Below are 17,434 nucleotides of genomic sequence, written 5' to 3'. Positions count from 1 at the left end.
TCACACCTCCCTGCACGAACTGTACGAATTGAGTGCGGAGCGCCTCAAGAAAGGAAGAAAGGCCGGGGTTCTCTCTTTATAGAAAAGGTAAGCCTCCCCAAACTCTCTTTCCAGTTCCTTTTCCTCCCTGCCGGCCAAACGCACATAGGCAAGAACCACCAGCGGGAACATCAGCAGGCCAGCAATGGTCGGCCACTGGACGATGAGGCCCGCTGCAAAAATGATCAACCCGAGATACTGGGGGTGCCGCAGGTAGCGATAGATCCCCCCGGTGACCAGTCCTCCCTGGGCGCGGTAAATTCGCCACCACCCTGCAGCCACAAGCGCCATGCCGCCCAGCATGAAAAGGTTCCCAAGCTGGCAAACGACAAGCGTCCACTTTTCACCTAAAAACAAAGTGGCCAGGAGGTGCCCCCGGGCGTGGGAAAAAGGTTGCAAAGCAGGATACTTAGCACCTAAAACCCCGGTTAAAATGTAAACTGTTAAAGGAAAGCCGTACATTTCCGTAAAAAGCGCGACGATAAAGGCAGCGGCGACCCCCAGAGAGCGCCACTCTCGCTTCTTCCGGGGGTGGAGGAAAGCAAACACAAAGAGCAAAAAGAGGGCGCTGTTGAAGAAAACAAGACTCCACATTCCGTAATCATAGGTGGTACTCAAGACAGATTCACCTCTCCCATCAATTTTTTCGTTCTTCAGCCCTCCGGCAGCCGGGGAAAGCGCGGCCTGAATGAGCGCAGGCGCAAGGAGTTGGTAACAACGGAGACAGAACTGAATGCCATCGCCAGCGCCGCAATCATCGGGTTGAGCAGGACCCCGAAAAACGGGTAAAGCACCCCCGCGGCAACGGGAATTCCGATGATGTTGTAGATAAAAGCCCAGAAAAGGTTCTGCTTGATCGTCCTGATCGTTCTCCTGCTCAGCTGGAGTGCCGTAACCACCCCCAGCAGGTCGCCGGTGATCAGGGTGATGTCTGAGGAGGCCATCGCCACATCGGTGCCGGTTCCCAGGGCGATTCCGACATCGGCCTGGGCAAGCGCCGGGGCGTCGTTGATCCCGTCGCCCACCATTCCCACAATCCGCCCCTCTTCCTGCAGTTTCTTGATCTCTGCTGCCTTGTCCCCCGGCAGGACGCGCGCCCGGAACCGGGTGATGCCGGCTTCCCGGGCAATGGCCGCCGCAGTGCGGGCGTGGTCCCCGGTGATCATCACCGTCTCCAGGCCCATCTGGTGCAGGGCGGCGATGGCGCGCCGCGAGGTGGGCTTGAGCCGGTCGGCAACACCGATCAGCCCCACGCACACCCCATCGAGCGCAACATACATGGGAGTCTTTCCCTGCTCCGCGAGGACTTCTCCTTCATGCTTCAGGTCTCCTAGAACTACTTTCCTCCCCTCGAGGAGTTCCGGAGTTCCCACGAGAACCTCCTTCCCCGCAACCAGGGCGCGCACCCCCCGCCCGGGGATCGCCTCAAAATCTTCCGCGCCGGGAAGATCAAGGCCGGCCTGCTCCCGCGCGTGGCGCACCACCGCCTCCCCCAGAGGGTGCTCCGAGCCCTGCTCCGCAGCGGCGGCATAGAACAGCAGGTCCCGCTCCCCTGCTCCCCGCGCCATAACATCGGTCACAACCGGCTCCCCTTCGGTCAGGGTCCCCGTTTTGTCGAAAACGATGGTACTCAGCCTGTGGGCCAGCTCCAGGCTTTCCCCGTTTTTGATCAGGACTCCGTACTCGGCTCCCTTTCCCGTGCCCACCATCACTGCAGTGGGCGTTGCCAGGCCCAGGGCGCAGGGGCAGGCGATGATCAGAACTGCGACGAAATTAAGCAGGGCGTAGAGCAGGGAGGGGGCGGGCCCGAAAAAGTACCAGCCGAGGAAGGTGAGGACGGCGATGCCTAAAACGGCCGGCACGAAGTAGCTCGCCACCACATCGGCAAGGCGCTGAATGGGGGGCTTTGATCCCTGGGCCTCCTCCACCAGCCTGATAATCTGGGCGAGAACCGTTTCTCTTCCCACCTTTGTGGCGCGGAACCGGAAGGTTCCCGTCCTGTTCAAAGTCGCCCCGATCACTTCGTCTCCCGGCCCCTTCTCCACCGGAACGCTTTCACCTGTCAGCATCGACTCATCCAGGGTGGAATGCCCTTCCACAATCACCCCATCCACAGGGACCTTTTCCCCGGGCCTGACGACCACGAGATCGCCGGGAACCACCTCCTCTACAGGGACCTCCACCTCCCTCCCGGCGCGCACCACCCTGGCCATCTTGGGCCGCAATCCCATCAACTTCCTGATCGCCGCTGAGGTCTGCCGCTTTGCCCGCGCCTCAAGATACCGGCCCAGCAGGATCAGGGTGATGATCACCGCCGCCGTATCGTAGTAAATCACGGGGGTCATCCCCCGCGCCTCAAAGTAGCCAGGCGCCACGGTCATGAGGAGGCTGTACAGGTAGGCGGCGCTCGTACCCGTAGCGATGAGGACGTTCATGTCGGCGCTGCGGGCCTTGAGTGCCGACCAGGCGCCCAGGTAAAAACGCCACCCTGCTCCGAACTGAACGGGCGTGGTGAGGAGAAGCAGGAGCCAGGGGTTGGCCAGCAAGGCAGGGATGCCGGGGAGAAACTCCCGGAAGCTGCCCAGCACCACCGGCACCGTGAAAGCCGCGGCAAAGAGCAGCGTCCGGCCCAGTTTCTTAAGATCGCCTTCCCGCGCCGCCTCCTCATGGTCCGGCGGCTGTTCCTCGTCCAGCAGGGCCTCGTACCCCAAACCCTGCACCAGGGACCGCAGTTCCTCCGGGGCGACAACCCCGGGAACGTAGTCGACGACGGCCTTTTCCCCGGCAAAGTTGACGGAGGCCTGAACAACGCCGGGCGTCTGCCGGAGGGCGTTTTCAATCCTGCGCACGCAGGCCGCGCAGGACATCCCCCGGACGGTCAGGTAAAGGCGCTTCGTTTCCCCTTCCGGGGCCGGTCCCTTCCCTCCTTTCTCTTGATGCTCCGGAGGGGGCCCCTGGCCCCCGGTCGGGCCTCTTAGCGCAGCATCCCTTAATTCCCGCTCCATAAACCAACCTCCTGTTGGGTAAGGTGTAAAACCTTCGTAATGGCTACACATGAAAGAGAGGTGGCCCCAAATGGCTTAAAGGTTTCTGACTACTCCCCCTTCGTGGTGCTGCTGGTGCAGTTCCCACATTCCCGATCTCTGCATCATTTTACCCCTCTCCTGCTGCCGCTTATTCCCCGGCGAAGACTCTGGGCCCTGGAAAGCAGGGCAGCCTTGCGCCATTTCCTGCAGGAACTTTTCGTTTGCCTCCGGGTGACACTGCTGAATCATCTCCCGGTGGGATTCTATCCAGCCGGGATTTGAAGCCAGCCGGGCCCGGTCCGGAATTTCCTCTGCCGGCCGGGGTCCGGCATTAGCCTGAAACCAAAGGGTTCCCAGCACACCTGCCAGAAACAGGAAACCAAGCAACAGGTAGCCAACCTTCCGCATCTCTTTGCCTCCTTAGCTTTTTCTCCCTTCAAAAGGACGCCTCAAAAGGGCCACCCCTAATCTTTTTACAAACTCAACGAAGAAACCGGAGCAGAACCTGGTGAAGCTCTTTCACCGCCCTTTCCTCCTCCCCCGCCCGGATGGCGTTGACGACGCACCCCTTCAGGTGGCGCTCCAGAATGAGGAGGCCCACGCGGTTCAGGCCCTGCCTTGCGGCAGCAAGCTGCGTCAGGACATCAATGCAGTAGCGACCATCCTCGACCATGCGCTGGAGGCCCCGGACCTGCCCTTCGATTTTTCGCAATCTCTCCAGAAGTTCATCCCTGACAGGTTCGTAAGAATTCAAGCTCCCACCTCCCCGTGCCGTTTTTAATTTTGCCATACTACTATACCATAGTAGGGTATTCTCGGCAGTTTTTTAAAAAATCGTTTTTTAAGATAACTAAGTATTTAAATATTTTTACTCACCTTTGAGGGAAGTATAAAACATTGCACCGCCCCGTGTCAAGAAGTTTTTTCAGGAAAGTCTTTTGTGGAAGCGCAGGATGCTGACGAGGTTCACAATGAGGCCGAAGACCAGGAGGGAAAGCACCTGGGGCCAGAGGTAGTTGAGCCCGATCCCTTTGAGAATGATCCCGCGCAGGATCTGAAGGAAGTAGGTGGCGGGAACGAGGTAGCCGAGCGCGTAAAAGAAGGGGGGCATCGCCTCGCGGGGGAAGACGAACCCCGAGAGCAGGATGGTAGGAAAAATGATGAAAAAGGCCATCTGCATCGCCTGCTGCTGGTTTCTGGCAACGGTGGAAATAAGGAGGCCGATCCCTAAGCAGGCCAGCATGAAAACAAGGGAAAGAAGGTAAAGGAGCCCGATGCTCCCGTTGATGGGAACCCGGAAGACGATCACCCCCGCCAGCAGGGCAAGGGTCATCATCACCAGGGCAACGGCCATGTAGGGTAAAATTTTTCCAACCATCAGTTCCGCAGGGCGGACCGGAGTGACGATCAGCTGCTCCAGCGTCCCCCGCTCCCGTTCCCGGACGACGGCCATTGCGGTAAACAGGACCATCGCGATGGTCAGGATTACCCCCAGGAGCCCCGGCACCATAAAGTTCACCGAGAGGAGGTCCGGGTTGTACCAGGCGCGCACCCGGACATCAACCGGAAGGGCTTCGCTGCCGGAACTCCGCGCCGGGAGGGTACGGGCAACGATCTCGAAGGACTTCAACTGCCCGATCAGCTGGGAAGTGCTGATGGCAGAAGTGGCCGTCATCGGGTCCGAAGCGTCAACGAGCACCTGCACCGGGGCGCTCTGACCCCGCTTCAACTTCCGGGCGAAGTCCGGGGGGAAGATGATCCCCACCCGCGCCCTCCCGCTGTCCAGGCAGGCGGTTACCTCGCGGTAGCTCCCGGCGGCGTAGCGCAGGTCGAAGTACTGGGAGTGCTGGAAGGCATCAAGGATCTCCCTGCTTGCCCGGCTCCGGGACTGGTCCCAGACCACGGTGGGGAGGTGCTTGACATCTGTGTTTACGGCAAACCCGAAAAGCAAAAGCTGGATTACGGGAAGCAGGAGCATCATTGCGAGGGTCAGCCGGTCGCGCCGCATCTGGATCAGTTCCTTGTAAATAATCGGAAGCACCCTTTGCACGGACATCTACCCCCTGGCTGTAAAATTCCCCTGGCCGCGCACCAGCCTCACAAAGGCCGCCTCCAGGTTTTGCTCTCCTGACCGCTCTTTTACCTGCTCCGGCGTTCCGCAGATCAGGAGCTTTCCTCCATACATAAAAGCAAGCCTGTGGCAGTAAGCCGCCTCGTCCATGTAGTGGGTCGTCACTAAAACCGTCACCCCTTCCTGGGCAAGACGGTGGATGATATCCCAGAAAAGGCGCCGCGCCCGGGGGTCCACCCCGGAGGTGGGTTCGTCCAGGAACAAAAGAGGGGGTTCGTGCAGGAGGGCGCAGCCCAGCGCGAGCCGCTGCCGGATGCCGCGAGGCAAATGCTCCACCCGCAGGCGGAGCCACTTCGTCAGATCGAGCAGCGCCGCAACCTCCGCGATCCGCAAGCTGCGCCGCCTCCCCGAAACCCCGTAAATCTCGGCGTAAAACAACAGGTTCTCCTCTCCTGTCAGATCCTGGTAGAGGCTGAAGCGCTGGGACATGTAGCCGATGTGCGCCTTGACCCGCTCGGCTTCTGAATTCAGGTCGAAGCCCAGAACGTGCGCCCCTCCTGCCGTAGGAGCAAGAATTCCGCAGAGCATCCGGACCAGGGTGGACTTTCCCGCCCCGTTCGGCCCCAGCAGCCCGAAAACCTCCCCCGCCCGGACCGTGATGCTGACCCGGTCGACGGCAACGAAGCTCCCGAATGCTTTCAGGAGGTTTTCGGTGACGATTACCGCCTGCTTATCTCGCCCCTCCGGCAGCCCCTGTTCTCCCCGGCTTTTAACCAGGGCCGTCACTGCCATCCCCTCTTTCCACCATATTTCCCCGGCGCGCCAGGAGGGAAAGAAAGATGTCCTCGCAGGAGGGAGGAACCTGCCGGACTTCCGCATCGGGCAGCCCTGCCCCGGCCAGGGCAGCCTGCACTTCTTCCTCCTGGATCTGCTCCACTGTCAGGTGCAAATGGTCGCCGAAAAGGTTGGCATCTTTTACGCCCGGCAGGGAGGCCAGCACCTCCCGGGCGCGGTAGATCTGCGCTCCCTGCGCCACCTTCACTTCCAGGATCTTTCCCTCCAGCAATCCGGCAAGGGAGGCCGGGGGCCCTACCGCCAGGACCCTCCCCTCGTGCAAAAGCACGATCTGATCGCAGCGGGCGGCCTCGTCCATGTAGGGGGTGGCGATGAGAACGGCCGGCTCCCGCTCCTGCCGTAAAGCCCTGAGCAAATCCCAGAAATCCTGGCGGGCTGCAGGGTCGACGCCGGTGGTGGGTTCATCCAGAAGCAAGAGCTCCGGTTCAGGGAGAATGCTGCAGGCCAGGCCCAGCTTCTGGCGCATCCCACCTGAAAGGTGATCCGCCGGGCGCCTCGCGAAGGGAGCAAGGCCCGTGAACTCCAGCAGGAAATCGATCCGCTCTTTTCTGGCGGGGCTGCCGACACCGTAAATCCGCCCGAAAAAGTGCAGGTTTTCGGAAACTGTTAAATCCCCGTAGCAGCACTGGCCCTGGGGCATGTAGCCGATCCGGTGCCGCGCCCGCTCCAGCGCCGCGGCGCCCAGGGGGGTGAGCCGCGCCCCTAAAACAAGAGCCTCTCCCCGGGTCGGAGGAAAGAGGCCGGCCAGGAGGCGCAAAGCCGTGGTTTTACCGGCCCCATCGGGCCCGATAAGACCCCAAATTTCACCCCGCCTGACCTCAAGATCGAGGCCCCGGAGCGCTTTCACGCTCCCGAAATCCTTCTGCAAATCGCGGGTGATGACAACCGCTTCCCCCAATTCCTTCCTCCCGTTTCCTGCTATACCCGGCAAGCATAAATCCTGCCCCGGCCTTAAGGGGCAGTTCAACTACCGTTGAGGCCGGTGTGAATCACGGCATCAGCCGGCATGCCGGGCTTCAGCAGCCCTTCAGGGTTAGGAACGAGCACCTTCACCGCAAAGACCAGGTTGACCCGCTCCTTTTTTGTCTGCACAAACTTGGGAGTGAACTCCGCCTGCTGGGAGATTTCGGTGATTTTTCCCCGAAAAGTCCGGTTCGGAAAAGAATCTACGCTGACTTCAACCTCCGCCCCCAGCTTCACCCTCCCCAGATCAGGCTCGGGCAGGTACAGGCGCAGCCACATCTGCCGGAGGTCCGCAAGGGTGACGACGGGTACACCGGGCGCCGCGATTTCCCCGACCTCGAAATTCTTCAGCAAAACTGTTCCGCTAACAGGCGCCCGGAGCACGGTGCGGCTTAAAGCCGCCTCCGCCTGGGCAAGGGCGGCCTGCGCCTGGCGCACCTCCTGGCGCGCCTGGGCAATGACGCCGGGCCGCGCTCCGGCCTCCACCAGAGCAAGGCGCTGCTCTGCCGCTTTCAGCTGCGCCTCGGCAAGCTCAAGAGCGGTCCGGGCCCGGTCGCGCTCCTGTTCGGAAACTGCTCCTGCCTCGTAAAGCGCAGCCACCCGTTCCCAGTCCCGCGCCGCGCGCTCGCGGCTCACCCGCGCCTGCTCCAGAGCTGCTGCCGCTTCACCTTTTTCCTCCTCCCGCGCCCCGGCCTCGAGATCCTCCAAACGCGCCCGGGCGCGGGCGAGGGCTGCCCTTGCCCCCTCGACCTGGGCCTGGAGTTGAGCCTGATCCAGAACTGCAATAACCTGTCCGGCCTTCACCTGCTCGCCCGCCTCCACCTGCAGGGAAACGATCCGGCCCCCCACCTCAGGGCAGACATCGATTTCCGTCGCTTCAATGGTTCCGCTTGCAGAAATCAGGCCGGCACTGCCCGTTTTTGACCGAAGCTTCGGTCCAAAACGAAGACAGGCAAACCCTCCCCCTCCCCCGAGGAAAAAGAAAAGCAGGATAACTCCCAAAATCCGCCTGGCTCCCCTTCCCGACCCCTGCCTCTCTTGATCCTTCTCTTCCGCCACAGTTCACCCTCCTGCCTTGTGTTGGGCTCACGCACCAACGGGCTTGACCGGCTCCGGTCAAGCCCCCGAAAAATCTTTTCTATCAGGTAAAATTTTTGAGGAACTTTTCGAGTTCTTCGATCACCTCGGCGAGGTTTACGGCTGCCGCCTCCCCTGGGAAAATCGGCCTCCCAAAAGGGTAGCCGCCTTCCCGCTCCGAACCCTCCTTCTCCGGGATCTCCATCCCTTTGAGCCATTTCCGGCCGAGCTGGGCAGGAGTATGGAAGCAGAAGCGGTGCTCCTCTGACTCAATCAGAAACTCGTACAGGCTGTAGTAATCTTCATCCCTGCGGCAGCAGGGGCACCCTCCGGTGAGACGGCAGTATTCCAGATAGGTTTTCTTTTGACTCCGCGCCCGGCGCCTGCAGGCAGGGCAGAGGCGAATCCGGGCGGGGCCGGGAATAAAGTACAACCGCAAGCCATCTTCGGGCGCAAAATGAGCCGCCATACAGGCCAGCACTTTTTCCTTGAGATCGTAAAGATAGGATTCCCCCGCCTTCGCATAGTGGTTGAGGTGGTAAAGGTAATAGGCGGCACGCAGGAGCAGACCGCTCTTCTCCGGAAGCTCTTCCAGGGCTTTGAGAAACCTTTCTTTTCTTAATTTAGTTTGATGGCAGGAGCGCCACTCCCTGAGCCGCTTCCAGGCGGCCGCCGCCCCCCTTTCGGCGCCCTCCCTCCCTTCCCACTGTCTTAAAATCCGGGGCAGCTGGCGCCGGACAGCTTCCACCTGCCTCTCAGAAAAAAACGGCAGGATTCCGTGCTTGCAGCGGTCAACGCGCTTGATTTCAAGATAGCCTTCCGCAGCAAGGCGGCGCACCTCGCGCGGCGTAACCCCCAGAATCCGGCAGACTTCAGCGGTCGAAAGCAAGTCCCGGGCCGCATCTGGCATCGGCAAGGCCCCCCTTTAACTAAAAGAGTTCAGACCACTGAGTCAAGCTTTTGCCTTGCTCCTCTCCCCTTCTAAAAATCACCTGGAGCGTTTCTGTCTGTACCAAGTATACCACACCGCCGCGCCCACCAGCAAAACCCCAAGGCCAAAGGTAACCGGCCCCGAATACTTTTTCAGGAGGGCCACCGCCGCGGGCCCCATCAGATCAACAGCCAGCGCCTCAAAGAAAAAACGCACTCCCCGCCCCAGCAAAGAACTCACGAAAACGATCCGCCGCCTTACGAGAAAAACCCCCGCCGCGATGGTAAAGACCTTGTAGGGAACCGGAGTCAGGGCGGCGAAGGCCACGGCCCAGCCCCCGTACTTCTGAAAAAGATCTTCGATCCGGGCAAGCCGCTTCCCCTGAACATAGTGCTCCAGCAGGGGGCGTCCCGCCAGTTTTCCCAGGAAATGCCCGAAGAGGCCCCCTGCGGCCGAGGCAAGGGTGCAGAGGAAAGCGTACCACAGGCCGCGCCCGGGCTTTAAAAGCACCAGGGGAATCAGCAGGGCATCGGGAGGAACCGGAAAGAAAGAGGCTTCAACAAAAGCAACCACAAGCAATCCGGCCAAACCGTACTGGAGCAGAAACTCTACCAGATCGTCCATTAACTTCTCCCTTCTCGAGCTACCTGTTTATATTCTTCGACCGATCTTTCCGCTTCCCTGCTCGAGAAAACGGTCCCTGCAGCCGTGTTTCATTCAACGGAAGAATTCCACCCGGGGGGAGGAAAAATTAACAAAACGCTGAATTGTTCTTGGGGGACATGCTTCAGGAACGGCAGTTGCGATTTCCGCCCCCGGCAGTGAAGAAAAAATATTGGGCCGGCCGGCATAAAATTCTTAAAACAATACCGAATAGGGGGAGGAGTCAATGCTAAACATTCTCATCTTTACGGCCAGCTACGGAGGAGGGCACTGGCAGGCGGCCCGCGCCGTCGCGAAAGCCCTGCTGCTTCACCAGAAAGATCTGAAGACAGAAATCGTCGACTTCGTGGAGCTGATCAGCCCCACCTGGAACAGGGTTACCTCCTTCACCTACGCAAAATCGGTCCGCAACGCCCCTTCCCTCTACGGGTACTTCTACCGTGCCACGAACCGCCTGAAAATCGATCCGCTCTGGGAAAAGAAGTTCAACTACCTAGGAGTTCAAAAAATTCTCGGCCTTCTGCAGGCGCGCCGGCCCCACCTGATCGTCGCCACCTACTCTGTAGCCGCAGGAGCGGTTTCGCGCCTGAAAAAGCAGGGACTGCTCAGGGTCCCCCTGGTCACCGTGATCACCGACTACGCCGTCCACAACCAGTGGATCCACCCCTGGACGGACCTCTACCTGGTAGGGTCGGAGCAGGTCCGGGAAGGGCTGATCGGGCGGGGTGTGCCCGGCACTAAAATTGCCGTCACCGGGATCCCCATCGACCCGAAGTTCGCCAGCCTCCCCTCCCGGCCCTTCCTGTTCGAAAAATTCGGCCTCAACCCCGGCGTCCCCGTGATTCTCATCATGGCAGGAGCAGTGGGGATGCTCCGGGGAATCCCGTCCATCTGCCGGCTGCTGGACCGCCTCCCTCTCCCCCTCCAGGTCCTGGCGGTAACGGGCAAGGACCGGCGGCTCTACCGGCGCCTCCGGAGGCTCGCTCCGAAAATGAAAAAGCCGCTCCTGGTCTCAGGCTACGTGGAAAACGTGGAGGAGTACATGGCAGCAGCGGACCTCCTGATCACCAAGGCAGGAGGGCTGACCACTTCCGAAGCCCTGGCCGTGGGCCTTCCCATGCTCATTTACCGCCCCATCCCCGGCCAGGAGGCCGAAAACACAAGGTACCTCACGGAAATCGGAGCCGCCCTTGCCGTTCGCAACCTCAGGCAGCTGGAAGCAAGGCTCATCCAGCTCCTGAGCGAACCGCCCCTCCTGGAAATGCTGAGGGAAAGCGCCCGGGCGGCCGGGCGGCCCGGGGCAGCCCTCACGGCGGCCCGGCACATTTTAAACCTCGCCGCCTGCAGCCACCACCCCGCACTCTGGTGCAGTTAAAAACCTTTGAAGCAGGTGCTGCATACCCTGGTAAAAAAGGAACCAGGGAGGGAACGGCATGGCAGAATTCAAACCCAGGCCTCTCAAATACAGGTCCCTGCCGGGGCTTTCGGAGAGGCAGCTCGCGGAACACTACAAGCTCTACGTGGGCTATGTCAACAAAACAAACGAGATCCGGGGAAAACTGCCCCGGTCAGACAGGGCGGCAGCCAACGCAACCTACAGCGAGTACCGGGAGCTCAAGCTGGAAGAAACCTACAGCCTGAACGGGATTAAGCTGCATGAGCTCTACTTTGGGAACCTGGGCGGGCGCGGCGGCCCTCCTGACGGGGAAATCGGCTATTTTCTGGACCGGGACTTCGGTTCCGGGCGCACCTGGAGCGAAGATTTCTATGCCCTGGGCCTGGCCGCGCGGGGATGGGGGATCCTCGCCCTCGACCTGGACGAAGAGAGGCTGCGCAACTTTCTGCTGGACGCCCACAATCTCGGGGGGATCCAGAGGACGGTTCCTCTCCTCGTCCTTGATGTTTACGAACATGCATACTTCATCGACTACGGCACCAACAGGGCCGGGTATTTAAACACCTTCTTCCGCAACATCGACTGGGCCGAGGTGAACCGGCGCCTCCAGCCGTATCTTCCGGATTCCCAGATCTACCGCGGGTCGTACCCGCAACCCACCGAATAACCCTTTACCCGGGTTTGGGGCAGGAAGCCGCCGCGACCGGCCCGGAGGGCCGGCAAACCCCCTTGCCGGAAGAAGTCCGGGATTCCTTTTTCGAAGCTCCGCTCCTGAAAGGAAGGTGCGCTTTAATCGGCTCCGATTCTCCGGCGGCGCTAGTGATGGTGGTGCCGGGGATGGCCCTGGGGCTTTACGGAGCAAAGGACCCAACCCACCACAAAGAAGCGGGTGATGCGGAATGTGCCGCTCCGGCTCCGTTTCTCCACGAAATCCCCGACGCGCTCCCGGATCTGCGGCGTCAATTCCAGGTAAGGAAAGAGAAAGTCCTCCAGCTCAGCTCTGGCCTCATCCGGGAGCAGTTCCCGCTCGAAGCAGTGGCAACTGACTTCCAGGTCGGGGCAGAAGCCTGAAGCGTACAGCCAGTGGAAAACGTAAAAGGGATCCGGGCAGATTTCCGGCATTTCGCCCAGGCCCAGCTCCCTCCAGAGCTCCTGCCGCACCGGGTCTTCCCGCCGGAGATGCCCCCCGGCGAGGAAAACGCCCCGGCAGGCAGCCAGCATCTTCCGCAGGCTTTCCTCATCCTTCAGGGCCGGGGTCATCAGCGCCAGCACAACGTCAAAGGCACCCTGCCACCCGGCGGCATCCAGATCCACCTCTTCCCAGGCCCGGTTCACGGCTTCGACGTTGGCAATCCCCTGCTCCTGAGCGCGCTGCCTTAAAATTTCCAGCATTTCCCCGGCCGGATCGAGGGCAACCACCTGCTGCACCCGCCGCGCCAGGGGAAGGGCGAAATTCCCCGGGCCCGCTCCGATGTCCAGAAGGCGGGCTTCTTTTTTCAGGGCATCCTTGTGCCCGAGCATGTGCATTACTTTCGCGACCCGTTCCTCAATGTCCCCTTCTTGAGTCTGGGCGGCAAAGCGCGCCGCCCGCCTGTTCCACCAGTCAGTCCCGGCCCGCTCTGGGCGCTGGCGCGCAAACAGAGACTTTTCGCGCGCCGCCTGCCAGGCCTCGCTCCAGAAACGAGGATCCCGCCAGGCTGCAGCCAGTTTTTCCGCGACGGTACCGGCTTTCATCTGATCCGCCCCCTTCAAGCATTCTCTCATTCATTTTAACACATCCTTCCCCTTTGTCCCCGGTTGAGGCGGCGGCACCGCAGGAAGAGAGGCCATGGGCGGGAAGGGTTTGTTGGGGATTTGGCGGTCTCCGCCTGCCAGGAGCAGGCAGCCGACAGGGCGCACCGGTCGAGGGCACCAAAAAGGAGAAAGGGGAATATGATAAAGAGAAAAAATTTGGGGGAGGAGAAATCGATGCAAGAAGATCAGCAGCAGGTTGAAGCATTCCAGATCACATCCCGGCTTCTCCGCGGAATCTTTTCCATTCTGAGCGGAATTCTCCTCATTCTTGAAGTCCTTCTCTCTCTGTCCTTGCCGCCAAAAAACCCGGCCGCCAGACGGGTTGATGCGAAATCGTTGTAAATCCGTCTCTCCGGCCTTTAACCGGCCTAGTAGTGCTTCAAAATCCGGTACAAATTGTCCCGCTGGGCCGGGCGGAAACCGGCATTTCTGATGAGGGCCACAATTTCAGGAGCCGAGCTTCTGTTGCAGATCCCGGTCGCCCGGACCACGTTCTCCTCCAGCATCGTGGAACCGAAGTCGTTGGCGCCAAAGGCCAGGGCAACCTGGGCGATTTTTGCCCCCTGGGTCACCCAGGAAACCTGGATGTTGGGAATATTATCCAGGTAGAGGCGGCTCACCGCAAGGGTGCGCAGGTAGTCCCGGGCCGACACCGGCTCGCCCCCCAGCGCTGTATTTCCGGGCTGGTACGGCCAGGGGATAAAGGCGGTGAACCCCCCGGTGTCATCCTGGAGGGAGCGGATGGCCTCCAGGTGGGCAATGCGTTCGGCAAGGGTCTCCCGGCTCCCGAACATCATTGTAGCGGTGGTTTTCAGCCCCAGGCGGTGGGCGGCGGCCATCACCTCCAGCCAGCGGGCCGCGCTTGTTTTCCGGGGGCTGATCTCCTGGCGCACCCGGTCCACCAGGATCTCCGCACCCCCGCCGGGAATGGAGTCAAGCCCCGCGGCCCGCAGGCGGGCAATAACCTCTTCCAGCGTAAGGCCGCTCCGGCGCGCCAGGTAATCGATCTCCACAGGGGAGAGGGAGTGCAGGGTGACGGGGTAGCGCGCTTTGATCGCTGCAAAGAGATCCTCGAAGTACTCCAGGCTGAGGGTGGGGTTAAGCCCCCCCTGCATCAGGATCTGGGTCCCCCCGGCGGCAAGGGTCTCCTCGATCTTCTGGAAGATCTCCTCCCGGCTCAAAAGGTATCCCTCGGGGTGCCCCGGGGGCCGGTAAAAGGCACAAAAGCGGCAGCCGGAAACGCAGATGTTGGTGTAATTGATGTTCCGGTCAATGACGAAGGTGACAACTCCCTCCGGGTGCTTAGCCCTCCTCACCTCATCCGCAAGCCAGCCCAGGGTAAGGAGATCTCCCCGCTCCAGCAGAAAAAGCCCCTCCTCAGGGCTCAGCCGCGCTCCGCGCCTCACCCTGGCAATGATGGACTCCATTCTCAACTCCCCCTGCATCAGCTTCCCTCCACAGCTCCACCTGAACCGGCTGCGCCAGGAGCCTGCACTGCCAGGCGCAGGCATAGAAACGGTGGAGCCCCTCCAGGTAATCTCCATCCAGTTCGTACTTCAGGTGGTGGAAATAATCCACTAAAGTCGAAACCGGAAGGTCAACAAGACGACTGGCCGCTTCCGCAACCACGCTCCGGTTTTCATGCCCCCAGCGCCTGGCTGCCTGCAAGCCCCGGTGGATTTCTTCCAAAAGGGCGGGAGACTGCTCTGCAAACTCCCGTCTTGCCACCCACAAGGCATAGACCATGTGCTTCCCGGTAAACTTTTTCCACTCCGCACCCAGGTCGTAGATGTAGCAATCCCTGGGGCAGGACGGGGGCGAGGCAAATTTCAGCGCCTCATCTCCGATGACCAGGGTTGCCTCCGGTTCCCCCCACCAGGGGGAAACACCCGGAGGACGGGTGAAAAGCTCCACCTCGATCCCGTAAAACCGCGCCAGAAGAATCTGGAGCAGGATGATGCTCGTTGCGGAATAGGGGGTGAGAGAAACCCGGCGCCCCTCCAGCCTTGACACCGGGACCCTGCTCAGCAGGGCCACGCTCCAGACCGGCCCGTCGCTGGCAATGGACAACCCGGGCAAAACCACGCAGGTCTCCCGGAGGCTCGCGTAGGCAATCGAAGAAACTGCCGAAACCTCAAGCTCCCCGGCTGCCAGCAGGCTGTTCAGGCGGCTCGGGTGATCCGCAACGATCCGGGCGGGAACCTGGATCAGGCCCTTTTCCAGGGCATAAAAAATGGGGAGGCAGTTAATGTAACCGACCCTTCCGAGCCGCGGTGCTCCCACGCCACCCATCTCCTCTCAGTCGTAGCGCCTGATCACATTGTAAAGGGTATCCCGCTCTACCGGGATCCGCCCCGCCTCCCGGATCATCGCAATGAACTCCTGCGCAGGCTGGTACTGGGGGGTTGCGGCGCCAGCGTCATGGGCAATCCGCTCCTCTCTTACGGTTCCGTCCAGGTCGTTCGCCCCAAAGCTCAAGGTAATCTGGGCGAGCTTGGGGGTAAGCATGATCCAGAAGGACTTGATCGCGAAAAAGTTGTCAAGGAGGAGACGAGCAAGGGCGACGGTTTTCAAGTCGTCATAGCCGGAAGTTCCGGGCAGATGGGAAAAAGCGGTGTTTTCGGGATGGAAGGGAAGGGGAATAAAGGCCAGAAACCCGCCGGTCTCATCCTGAAGCTCCCGGAGCCGGAGCAAATGGTCCACCCTGTCCGCGATGCTCTCGATGTGGCCGTAAAGCATGGTGGCGTTGGTGCGGAAGCCCAGGCGGTGGGCGGTGGCATGCACCTCCAGCCAGCGCTCCCCGCTGATCTTGCGGGGGCAGATCCGCCGGCGGATCTCGGGGTTGAAGATCTCCGCGCCCCCGCCGGGTAGGGAGCCCAGGCCGGCCTCCCGGAGCCGGAGCAGCACCTCCTCAACGCTCAGGCCGGAAATTTCGCTCAGGAAATCGATTTCAACGGCATCAAAGGCCTGGATGTGGGCCTCCGGCAGGATTCTCCGGACCGTCGCCAGCACTTCTTCGTAGTAAGCAAAGGGGAGGGCCGGATTCAAGCCGCCCACAATGTGGACCTCCGTTGGGCGGCAGGCCTTCACCTTTTCCATTTTTGCGGCAATCTCTTCAATGGTCAAGGTGTAGGCTCCAGGGGCGTCTGCCGTGCGGCCAAAGGCACAGAAAAGGCAGAGGTTGCGGCAGATGTTGGTGTGGTTGAGGTGGACGTTGTTGATGAAATACACCTCATCCCCCACCCGGCAGCGCCTGGCGTAATCGGCCAAAAACCCAAGGGCCAGGAGGTCGTTGGACTCCCCCAGGCGGATGCCGTCCGCCCGGTCAAGGCGGCGCCCCTCGAGCACCTTTTCCGCAAGATCACCCAGCGGCCCCTCCAGAATTGCCTTTAAGGCTGCATTGCCTCCGTCCTCCCTGAAACTTTCCGGCCCCCGTCCCGGAAAAACCTCGCGGAAACAACCCATCCTCCTCATTTCTCCCCTTCACCCATCCTCTCGCCAAAACTCCTGTTCCCTTTTTCCAATGACTCCCCTCTTCACCGGTCCCCCGTTTTCTCAAGTGCTCGTCCGATGTTCTCCCCGCGCAGCAAGGTGGGCTTCCGGAGTCCGGCACAGCCGCAGGAAAGAGCTAAAGGAACCTCCATCAAAGCGCGCAGCAGGAGATTTCCGAAGGGAGCCGCCTGGTTAAAAAAGATGTCTTTCAAAAGCCCGTAGTCCCAGGGCTTCACAACCCCCTCACCGTAGTTCACCACCAGGTAGGCACCGGCATAACAGGCCCCGATCTCCCGGGCAAGGTAGACCTCGGGGCAGAGGGTCTGCCCGACCACGTCCCCTCCCCACTGGCGGAACATCGCCACTTCTGCAGGGCTTTCAAAGTGGCGCCCCTCGGTTGCCACATAGGTGCCGCGGGGGAAGACCCGGCCCGGGGTCCAATCCCGCGCCGCTTCCGCCAGGGCGCGGTGGATCAGGGGACAGATGGGCTGGCGCATGATGCAGAGAAAATCCTCCCCCAGGCTGACGTCCCGGCGCAGGGAAAAGTCAAGATAGTCCGTGGGGATCACCAGGTCGAGGGGATCCAGCAGGGGGTTCACGCTCCCCACCCCGCCCTCTGCAACGATTTTCTTCACACCGGCCTCCCTGAAAACCCAAAACAAACGCCGGGAGGCATCGCCCCAGGAAACCCCGGGCAGCCGCCCGTGCATTTTTGCCGTTATTACAAGGCGCGGCGGGCTGGTGGGGAGGGAAAACAGCTTCAGGGCCGGGCTCGGGCCAAAGGGAGTCTCTACCACCAGGCCGCGGGCCAGCACGCGAACCCCGGAAAATTCCAGGTCTTCGGGGAAATCAAGGGCAAAGGTTCCCGAACCCCCGATGAAGGCCAGATCTGCCTGCAGGAATCCTCTTTCCCTGCCGCCTGTTTGCTCCTGTTCCCCTTCTATCCCGCCCGGATAAGGACAGGGCTTTTCTCTTCCCGCATCCCCGGCTCCGACGCCACCTGCGTTCCGGTCCTGCTGCATTCTTTACTCCCCTGCATCCATTTTAATTTTTTAAATGTTTCGCCGTTCCCAAGCTTTTTTCCTTCAAACATTTTCATCAACCGTTTTGCCTGAACCCGGTCGAAA

At 60.9% G+C, this 17,434-nt stretch carries 18 protein-coding genes; 3 read left to right on the top strand and 15 right to left on the bottom strand.

Features of this window, described 5'->3' with window-relative positions; genetic code table 11:
- The 10 genes from HPY58_11155 to HPY58_11110 all read right to left on the bottom strand — a co-directional run bounded on the left by HPY58_11155 (position 1) and on the right by HPY58_11110 (position 9,586).
- Positions 1 to 633: an isoprenylcysteine carboxylmethyltransferase family protein gene (locus HPY58_11155; protein NPV30184.1), complete on the bottom strand. Its 633-nt coding sequence runs from the start codon at positions 631 to 633 to the stop codon at positions 1 to 3.
- Between the two features lie 59 nt (positions 634 to 692).
- Positions 693 to 3,044 (bottom strand): copper-translocating P-type ATPase, encoded by a 2,352-nt coding sequence (locus HPY58_11150; protein NPV30183.1) that lies wholly within the window; start codon positions 3,042 to 3,044, stop codon positions 693 to 695.
- Positions 3,045 to 3,119: 75 nt separating this feature from the next.
- Positions 3,120 to 3,473 (bottom strand): hypothetical protein, encoded by a 354-nt coding sequence (locus HPY58_11145; GenBank protein ID NPV30182.1) that lies wholly within the window; start codon positions 3,471 to 3,473, stop codon positions 3,120 to 3,122.
- A 73-nt stretch (positions 3,474 to 3,546) separates the two neighbouring features.
- A complete protein-coding gene (locus HPY58_11140; protein NPV30181.1) occupies positions 3,547 to 3,855 on the bottom strand; it encodes a metal-sensitive transcriptional regulator in 309 nt (102 codons plus the stop codon).
- A gap of 135 nt (positions 3,856 to 3,990) precedes the next feature.
- A complete protein-coding gene (locus HPY58_11135) occupies positions 3,991 to 5,115 on the bottom strand; it encodes an ABC transporter permease (protein ID NPV30180.1) in 1,125 nt (374 codons plus the stop codon).
- Between the two features lie 6 nt (positions 5,116 to 5,121).
- Complete coding sequence (locus tag HPY58_11130) at positions 5,122 to 5,928, bottom strand: ABC transporter ATP-binding protein (protein NPV30179.1); 807 nt, start codon at positions 5,926 to 5,928, stop codon at positions 5,122 to 5,124.
- A complete protein-coding gene (locus HPY58_11125) occupies positions 5,906 to 6,889 on the bottom strand; it encodes an ABC transporter ATP-binding protein (protein NPV30178.1) in 984 nt (327 codons plus the stop codon). The genes HPY58_11130 and HPY58_11125 overlap by 23 nt, the downstream gene beginning before the upstream one ends.
- A 65-nt stretch (positions 6,890 to 6,954) precedes the next feature.
- Positions 6,955 to 8,013, bottom strand: coding sequence for an HlyD family efflux transporter periplasmic adaptor subunit (locus HPY58_11120; GenBank protein NPV30177.1), 1,059 nt, complete (start codon positions 8,011 to 8,013; stop codon positions 6,955 to 6,957).
- Between the two features lie 82 nt (positions 8,014 to 8,095).
- Positions 8,096 to 8,941, bottom strand: a complete 846-nt coding sequence (locus HPY58_11115) for a hypothetical protein (protein ID NPV30176.1) — start codon at positions 8,939 to 8,941, stop codon at positions 8,096 to 8,098.
- 78 nt (positions 8,942 to 9,019) lie between these two features.
- Positions 9,020 to 9,586, bottom strand: coding sequence for a DedA family protein (locus HPY58_11110; protein NPV30175.1), 567 nt, complete (start codon positions 9,584 to 9,586; stop codon positions 9,020 to 9,022).
- Between the two features lie 265 nt (positions 9,587 to 9,851).
- Between HPY58_11110 and HPY58_11105 the strand changes: the two genes are divergently transcribed.
- A complete protein-coding gene (locus HPY58_11105; GenBank protein ID NPV30174.1) occupies positions 9,852 to 11,000 on the top strand; it encodes a glycosyltransferase in 1,149 nt (382 codons plus the stop codon).
- Between the two features lie 58 nt (positions 11,001 to 11,058).
- Complete coding sequence (locus HPY58_11100) at positions 11,059 to 11,688, top strand: superoxide dismutase (protein NPV30173.1); 630 nt, start codon at positions 11,059 to 11,061, stop codon at positions 11,686 to 11,688.
- A 149-nt stretch (positions 11,689 to 11,837) separates the two neighbouring features.
- On the opposite strand, the gene HPY58_11095 is transcribed toward HPY58_11100, so the two are convergent.
- The gene (locus tag HPY58_11095; GenBank protein ID NPV30172.1) at positions 11,838 to 12,755 is read right to left on the bottom strand and encodes a class I SAM-dependent methyltransferase; all 918 of its coding nucleotides are present in this window, start codon (positions 12,753 to 12,755) and stop codon (positions 11,838 to 11,840) included.
- 234 nt (positions 12,756 to 12,989) lie between these two features.
- On the opposite strand from HPY58_11095, the gene HPY58_11090 reads away from it, so the two are divergent.
- Complete coding sequence (locus tag HPY58_11090) at positions 12,990 to 13,157, top strand: hypothetical protein (GenBank protein NPV30171.1); 168 nt, start codon at positions 12,990 to 12,992, stop codon at positions 13,155 to 13,157.
- 26 nt (positions 13,158 to 13,183) lie between these two features.
- Here HPY58_11090 and mqnC read toward each other — a convergent pair whose 3' ends face one another.
- From mqnC to HPY58_11070, 4 genes are all read right to left on the bottom strand, one after another.
- Positions 13,184 to 14,260: a dehypoxanthine futalosine cyclase gene (gene mqnC / locus HPY58_11085; protein NPV30170.1), complete on the bottom strand. Its 1,077-nt coding sequence runs from the start codon at positions 14,258 to 14,260 to the stop codon at positions 13,184 to 13,186.
- Positions 14,193 to 15,098: a menaquinone biosynthesis protein gene (locus HPY58_11080; GenBank protein NPV30169.1), complete on the bottom strand. Its 906-nt coding sequence runs from the start codon at positions 15,096 to 15,098 to the stop codon at positions 14,193 to 14,195. Before HPY58_11080 ends, mqnC begins: the two co-directional genes overlap by 68 nt.
- Positions 15,099 to 15,113: 15 nt before the next feature.
- Positions 15,114 to 16,280, bottom strand: a complete 1,167-nt coding sequence (gene mqnE, locus HPY58_11075) for an aminofutalosine synthase MqnE (GenBank protein ID NPV30168.1) — start codon at positions 16,278 to 16,280, stop codon at positions 15,114 to 15,116.
- 71 nt (positions 16,281 to 16,351) lie between these two features.
- A complete protein-coding gene (locus HPY58_11070) occupies positions 16,352 to 17,329 on the bottom strand; it encodes an MTAP family purine nucleoside phosphorylase (GenBank protein NPV30167.1) in 978 nt (325 codons plus the stop codon).
- Positions 17,330 to 17,434: the final 105 nt, after the last annotated feature.

Source organism: Bacillota bacterium, assembly GCA_013177945.1.
Lineage (GTDB): Bacteria > Bacillota > DSM-12270 > Thermacetogeniales > Thermacetogeniaceae > Ch130.
Note: the sequence above shows the minus strand (reverse complement) of the source record. Positions and strands in the feature narration are given on the sequence as shown.